Below are 6,764 nucleotides of genomic sequence, written 5' to 3'. Positions count from 1 at the left end.
TCCCGCCCCCCCCCCACAGAGCGAGAGTGGGGCCGTCGAGGGCGGCGCCGCGCGCCCTCGTCCCCCCGCCCCCCCACCCCCACGGGCCTTTCGGAGGTCGGGGCGCAGCACGGTCCGTGCTCCGGCTGCTCGACCGGCCCCGCCGTCAGTCGTCGGCGGCGGCCCCGTCGTGCGCGGCCCAGGCGGCGGTGACGCAGCCTTCCTCCCAGTCCCACCGACCCTCCGCATCGCCGCGCTCCAGCAGGGCGCGGATGCCCGGCAGGTCGGCCGAGGGCGGGACGTCCAGCGCGACCATCCCGAACCGCTCGACGCCCTCGCCGGTCGCGCCGAGCCGCTGGAACTCGTCCAGCACGGACTGCCGGGCCCCGGCCGAGCCGCCCTCCTGCAGCACGATCAGCCGGATGGTGCAGTGGTCCGAGGCGTCGACGGTCTCCTCGGCCCAGCGCACGCCGTCGTCGTCGACCTCGACCCGGACGACGTCGCCGCTCGCGACGCCCTGCGCGAACCACGGGGCGTTGGCGACGCGGACCGTCCCGTCGCCGAGGTCCTCCGCCCACAGGCTCTCGACGCCCACCGGCGGCCAGCCGTTCTCGTCCACGTCCAGCGGGTAGTGGACCTTCACGTGGTTCTCGTTGCTGTTCGTCACGTCACCATCATGACCGTGCTCCGCGCGGGGTGAACGGCGCGACATCGGGTCCGCGGCCCCGAGCACCGATCCGAAGGTCGGGCAGGGTGTCGGGACACGATTGGTGCGTGGTCTTCGGGGCCTGGCAGGATCACCGGATGCACCGCTTCCACTTCCGCGGCTTCCGGGCCTGGGCCTGGCTCCTGCTCCTGATCTGCGGGGCCGCTTTCGCCTTCGTGCAGGACGACCGGCCGCAGTACACGGGCGCGGCCGTGGGCGCCCTCTGTGCTGCCACCGTCCTGTTCGTCGTGTCCGAGCTCCGGCAGCCCGCGGATGCGCCGGCAACCACCGGTGCCACCCCGGCGGTGACACCGGATGCCGCTGCGGACGGAGGGATGTCCGGGTCGAAACGGCCTACGGGCCGTCAGGAGCCGGAGGTCTGTGCCTTCTGCGGCATCCGGGAGCCCCGGACCGCACTCGGCGACAGATTCGAACTGCCCGAGGGGTGGTTGGCCCTGGAGATCGACCGCCGGGCCGCCGAGGTGCTCGACCGTACGTACTGCTCCGAGGAGCACATGCGCCTGGACCTCGCCGGCCCGCTTCCCGCTCCGGTCCCCGCCCAGGAGGAGGAGCCGTGGGACGGCGCCCCTCTGACCCTCGGTGACCGTCTGGCCGGCCTCGCGTTCGGCGCGGGACTGTGGCTCCTTGGCGGGTTCCTGTTGCTCGGCTGCGTGCTGGCGGTGCGGTTCCTGGTCGGGCTGCTGTAGCCGACGAACCGCGGTAGCGGACGGACCCACCTGCGGGGGCGGTCGACGATCAGGCAGCTCCGTACCAGTGCCGGAGCGCCTGCCGGAGCCCGTCGGTCCCGTCGTCGTCCTCGGCGGTGCGCAGCCAGGCGGTGTGGCCGTCGGGGCGCAGGAGGACGGCGTCGAGGTCGGGGTGGTCGGGGCAGGTCGCGGTGACGAGGTCCACGCGGTCCGCCCATCCTGCGGCCGTCGCGCGGACGTCCGTTCCTCCCGTCAGGTCGAGCAGGACGCCGCGCCCCGGGGCGAGCAGCTCGCTGAGGCGGGTGCGGCCGTGGCCGGTGGTCAGGGTGAGGTCGGGGGCGAGGCGGCCCAGCCAGGGGTGGCCGGTGTCGGGGAGCGTCTCATAGCGGGTGTCCAGGCCGGTGACCGTCTCGGCGAGGGCGCGGTTGCCGTCGGGGTGGCGGGCGACGCGGGTGAGCAGGTCGGTGAGCGGGGCGAGCCGGTCGCCGGGCGCGCCCGGCTCGCCGAGCAGCACCTGGGCGCGGGTGTTCGCCAGCACGTGTGCTCCGGCGGCGTGGCGTTCGGCGTGGTAGCTGTCGAGCAGGTGGGCCGGGGCGGTGCCGCGGACGGTGGCGGCGAGCTTCCAGCCGAGGTTGAACGCGTCGTCCAGGGCGAGGTTGACGCCGATCGCCCCGGCCGGCGGGTGGATGTGCGCGGCGTCCCCGGCGAGGACGATCCTGCCCCGGACGTACTCGGCCGCCTGCCGGGCGGCGTCGCCGAAGCGGGTCAGCCAGCGCGGGGCGCGCAGTTCGACGTGACGGCCGAGCGCTTCGTCCACGGCGGTCTGCAGCAGGTCGAGGGTGACCGGGGTGTCCTGGTCGGCGGGCGGCCGGCGGTCGGTGGTGATGACCCGCACGTAGCCGGGGCGGGGTATCGCGAACACGCTGCCGCCGGGGCCGGTGGTCACGCCGAACGGCAGCGCCTGCGGGTCGGCGAGCTCGACGTCGCCGAGGAGGGAGAACCGGGTCGCCGCCGTGCCGGGGAAGTCGATGCCGGCCCGTTTGCGGACGGTGCTGCGGCCGCCGTCGCACCCGACCAGGTACGCGGCCCGGATGCGGTACTCGCCTCCGTCGGCGGACACGGTGGCGGTGACGGACTCGAAGTCCTGTTCCAGCGTGAGCAGTTCGTGTCCGCGCCGGATGTCGGCGCCCAGGTCGAGGGCGTGCTGCTCCAGGACCTCCTCGACCCGGGTCTGCGGGATGCCCAGCGAGTACGGGTGGCCGGTGTGCGCGCCCGCGAGGGTGAGCGTCACGGGCAGGCCGGAGAACGCGGCGTGCGGGACCTGCCGGCCCTCGGCGATCAGCCGTTCGGCGAGGCCGCGCCGGGCCAGCAGGTCCAGGGCGCGGGCGTTGAGGTTGAAGCCGCGGCAGAAGTCCGGCCGCCGCGGGTGGCGTTCGAGCACGACCGTGTCGACGCCGGCGAGCCGCAGTTCGCTCGCGAGTAACAGCCCGGCCGGGCCGGCTCCCACGATCAGCACCTCGGTCATCGGGTGGTGGTTCCCTTCTCGTCCGTCGGGTCGGACCAGGTCCAGCCCTGTTCGGTCCGTTCGGTCCGTTCGGTCCGTTCGACCCTGGGCCAGGCGAGGCTGCCGTCGCGGATCTCGGCGATCGTCCGCCGCGTCCAGGCCAGTTCGGCCTCCCAGGCGTGCAGCGCGCACTCGACCTCGATCATGAACAGCCGGGGGACGCCGCCGGAGCCGACCGTGTCGGCCAGCACCGTGCCCGTCTCCTCGATCCGCCGGGCCAGGTGCTCCGCCCGTTCGGCGAGCGCCTCCGCCGCCCCGTCCGGACCGAGCGCGCCGAGGTAGGACACCGCGGCCATGAACTTCGGGTACTCCGCGACGGGCGTGCGCAGCAGTTCGTCGATCCACTGGACGAACTCGTCCTGGCCCAGGCCGGTGACCGCGTACACGGTGCGTTCCGGCCGCCGGCCGTCGCGCGCCGTCTCGACCGGCTCGATCCAGCCGTGCCGCACGAGCGACTCGACCGTGTCGTACAGGGAGCCGGAGTTGACCTTGAAGCTGCTGTCCTTGTGCCGTTCCCGCAGGGTGGAGGCCATCTCGTACGGGTGCATCGGCTGTTCCTGCAGCAGGCCCAGCACGGCCAGCGCCAGCGTGTTGGAGATCTTTCGTTTCGCCATCGAGGTACTCGCCGATCTCTAGTCGGTCTCGGTTAGCCGGATCCGACTATACGGATCCGGCTAACCGATGTGAACCACCGATCGTGCGACGCGGGATATTTGAACGCGTTCAATTGAGGCGCTAGGCTCGAAACCCGAGATGAGGGGGGAACCCATGAAGATCGTCATTCCCGGCGGCTCCGGCGCGCTCGGCACCCTGCTCGACCACCGCCTGACCGCCGCCGGCCACCGCGTCGTCGTCCTCAGCCGCCGGCCCGCCGGGCCCCGCCAGATCTGGTGGGACGGGCAGCACCTCGGAGCCTGGGCGACCGAGGTCGACGGCAGCGACGTGGTGCTCAACCTCGCCGGGCGCAGCGTCAACTGCCGCTACACGGACGAGAACCGGCGGGCCATGATGGACTCCCGGGTGCTCTCCACCCGGGCCGTCGGCCGGGCCATCGCCGCCGCCCGGCGCCCGCCCGCCGTCTGGCTCCAGATGAGCACCGCGACCGTCTACGCCCACCGCCACGACGCGCCCAACGACGAACTCGACGGCGTGATCGGCGGCGCCGAGCCCGGCGCCCCGGCCTCCTGGCGGTACAGCATCGACATCGCCCGCGCGTGGGAGGACGCCCAGGCCGAGGCCGAAACCCCGCACACCCGCCGCCTCGCGCTGCGCACCGCCGTCGTCCTCGGGCCGGAGCGCGGCGGGGCGTTCGACTCGCTCTCCTGGCTGGCCCGACTCGGCGCCGGCGGGCCGATCGCGGGCGGCGCGCAGTACGTGTCCTGGATCCACGAGCGGGACTTCGTCCGCGCCGTCGAGTTCCTCGCCACCCGGGACGACCTCGCCGGCCCGGTCAACCTCGCCGCCCCGCACCCGCTGCCCCAGCGCGAGTTCATGCGCGACCTGCGGGCGGCCTGGGGCATGCCGCTCGCCCTGCCCGCCACGCGCTGGATGGCCGAGCTCGGCGCCTTCGCGCTGCGCTCGGAGACCGAGCTGCTGCTGAAGAGCCGCCGCGTCGTGCCGACCAGACTGCTGGACGCGGGCTTCGCCTTCGAGCACCCGGACTGGCCGCAGGCCGCCCGCGACCTGGTGCGGCGGCTGCGCGGGCGGTGACGGCCTCCGTCGCCCAGGCCGCCCGGGGCCGCCGAGACTGCCAGGACTGCCGGGGCCGAGACTGCCAGGACAGGACTGCCGGGGCCGCCAGGGCCGCCGAGTGGCTGGGAGGCCTGCGGCGGGACATGCTCGTCGGGGCGGCCGAGCCCCGGACGACCCCGATCGGGAGGCGACAGTGACGGGTGTGACCAGCGCCGATCTCCTCGTGGACGCGTTCGGCCGGATCCGGGAGGAGGTCGCCGGCGTCGTCGACGGCCTCTCCCCCGAGCAGCTCGCGTTCCGGGTGCGGGATCCGGCCAACTCGATCGCCTGGCTGGTCTGGCACCTCACCAGGATCCAGGACGACCACGTCGCCGACGCGGCCGACCGCGAGCAGGCGTGGACCGCGGACGGCTGGGCCGAGCGCTTCGCCCTCCCGTTCGCCGCGGCGGCCACCGGCTACGGGCACCGGCCCGCCCAGGTCGCCGAGGTCACCGCCACCGCCGAGCTGCTGCTGGGCTACCACGAGGCCGTCCACGCCCGGACGGTCGACTTCGTGCGCAGGCTCAACGGCCCGTCCCTCGCGCGCGTCGTCGACGAGTCGTGGGACCCTCCGGTCACCCTGGGGGTGCGGCTGGTCAGCGTGATCTCCGACGACCTCCAGCACGTCGGCCAGGCGGCCTACGTGCGCGGGCTCCTGAGCGGGGGCTGACCGCCCGGAAGAAGGGCACGGTCGGACCGAATCGGGCGGGATGGGACGATACGTGCCATGTCACGCACGTCTCCCCCGGTCCGGGGCACCGCCGCCCCGCCCGACCCGCTCCGCCGCCTCCTGCTCGAACTGGGCGACGCCCTCCTGGGCGGTGGTCTGCCCGTCCACGACGTCGAGGAGGAACTCCACGGCCTGGGGCGGGCGCTGGGGGCTCCCGGGGTGCAGGTCGCCGCCCTGACCAACGGGCTGTTCGTCTCGCTGGGCACGGACGACGCCACCGCGTTCCGGCCCGTCGGCGCCGCACTGCGCTTCGAGCAGACGGCCGACGTCCTCCACCTGGTGCACCGGCTGCGCGCCGGCGGGCTCGACGGGCCGCGGGCACTCGCCGAGCTGGACGCGATCCGCCGGGCGCCGGCCCGCTGGCCGACGTGGGTGGCGGACCTCGGGGCGCTGCCGGTCGGGGTCGGGGTCTGCATGTTCCTGCAGCCGGCCGCGGCGAACGTGCTGGCGGCCGGGGCCGGCTCGCTGGTCGTCGCGGGACTGACCGTGCTCGCCCGGCGCCTGCCGTCCCTGCGGCCGCTGCTGCCCGTCACGGCCGGGTTCCTCGTCGCACTGCTCGTCCTGGCGCTCGCGCAGGCCTCGCTGCTGGACGGCCCGCTGCGGACGATCGTCGCCACGCTGGCGATCCTGCTGCCGGGCGGGCTGCTGGTCACCGGCCTGTCGGAGATCGCCGCGGGCTCGGCCAGCGCCGGGACGGCCCGGCTGGTGTCCGGCGCGGTGCAGCTCGCGCTGTTCCTGGCCGGGGTGGCCGCCGCCACCACCGCGATCGGCATGCCCGCCTCGGCGCTGGCCAACGTGCAGGTGGCCAAGCCGAGTTGGTGGGTGATCGGGCTCGGCCTCGCGATCGCCGTCGCGGGCGTCGTGATCAACGTGAACACCCCGCCGAGCGCCGTTCCGTGGATCGTCGCGGTGATCGCGGTGAGCGTCACCGTCCAGGTCGTCATCGGCTCGGAGCACGGCGCGGCGATCGGCGGCCTGGCCGGGGCGGTCTCCGCCGCGGTCGCCGCCACCCTGGTGCACTGGCTGCCGGGCGGCCCGCTCTGGCAGGTGCTCTACCTGCCGGCGTTCTGGATCGTCGTGCCGGGCTCCTTCGGCCTGCTGAACACCGCCCAGATCGAGGTGGGCAACGGGGCCCAGTCGGTGCTGGCGGCCGTCTCGGCGGTCTTCGGGGTGTCGATCGGCACCCTGATCGGCTCGGTGATCAGCCGCATTCCCCGTCCGGCGCTCCTCACGCCGGCGCCTCGGGCCTGAGCCGACGCCCCGGGCCCGGGCCTCGGGGCGGGTGCGACCCCCCCAGGCCCGGGGCGGGCCCGGGCCCGGGGGGGGGGGTTTAAAAAAAAACCAACC

Annotated in this window: 7 protein-coding genes; 4 read left to right on the top strand and 3 right to left on the bottom strand. The window is 74.7% G+C overall.

The annotated features are described in order from the left end of the window. Positions 1-145: 145 nt before the first annotated feature. Complete coding sequence (locus tag ACFV4G_RS24860; RefSeq protein WP_380443938.1) at positions 146-646, bottom strand: DUF4265 domain-containing protein; 501 nt, start codon at positions 644-646, stop codon at positions 146-148. Positions 647-783: 137 nt separating this feature from the next. On the opposite strand from ACFV4G_RS24860, the gene ACFV4G_RS24855 reads away from it, so the two are divergent. Further along, positions 784-1,392 (top strand): hypothetical protein, encoded by a 609-nt coding sequence (locus ACFV4G_RS24855; RefSeq protein ID WP_380443936.1) that lies wholly within the window; start codon positions 784-786, stop codon positions 1,390-1,392. 49 nt (positions 1,393-1,441) lie between these two features. On the opposite strand, the gene ACFV4G_RS24850 is transcribed toward ACFV4G_RS24855, so the two are convergent. Further along, the gene (locus ACFV4G_RS24850) at positions 1,442-2,917 is read right to left on the bottom strand and encodes an FAD-dependent monooxygenase (RefSeq protein ID WP_380443934.1); all 1,476 of its coding nucleotides are present in this window, start codon (positions 2,915-2,917) and stop codon (positions 1,442-1,444) included. Next, the gene (locus ACFV4G_RS24845; protein ID WP_380443932.1) at positions 2,914-3,570 is read right to left on the bottom strand and encodes a PadR family transcriptional regulator; all 657 of its coding nucleotides are present in this window, start codon (positions 3,568-3,570) and stop codon (positions 2,914-2,916) included. Before ACFV4G_RS24845 ends, ACFV4G_RS24850 begins: the two co-directional genes overlap by 4 nt. A 154-nt stretch (positions 3,571-3,724) precedes the next feature. Here ACFV4G_RS24845 and ACFV4G_RS24840 point away from each other — a divergent pair, with 154 nt between their 5' ends. From ACFV4G_RS24840 to ACFV4G_RS24830, 3 genes are all read left to right on the top strand, one after another. Next, on the top strand, positions 3,725-4,666 hold the full coding sequence (locus ACFV4G_RS24840) for a TIGR01777 family oxidoreductase (protein ID WP_380443930.1): 942 nt from the start codon (positions 3,725-3,727) through the stop codon (positions 4,664-4,666). Positions 4,667-4,850: 184 nt separating this feature from the next. Beyond that, positions 4,851-5,357, top strand: a complete 507-nt coding sequence (locus ACFV4G_RS24835) for a DUF664 domain-containing protein (protein WP_380443928.1) — start codon at positions 4,851-4,853, stop codon at positions 5,355-5,357. Between the two features lie 57 nt (positions 5,358-5,414). After that, the gene (locus ACFV4G_RS24830) at positions 5,415-6,668 is read left to right on the top strand and encodes a threonine/serine exporter family protein (protein ID WP_380443926.1); all 1,254 of its coding nucleotides are present in this window, start codon (positions 5,415-5,417) and stop codon (positions 6,666-6,668) included. Positions 6,669-6,764 lie beyond the last annotated feature (96 nt).

Origin of the sequence: Kitasatospora sp. NPDC059747, from assembly GCF_042732955.1 — a bacterium.
In the GTDB taxonomy this organism is placed as follows: Bacteria; Actinomycetota; Actinomycetes; order Streptomycetales; family Streptomycetaceae; genus Kitasatospora.
The sequence above is the reverse complement of the archived record's forward strand: the minus strand, read 5'-3'. Positions and strand labels throughout refer to the sequence as shown.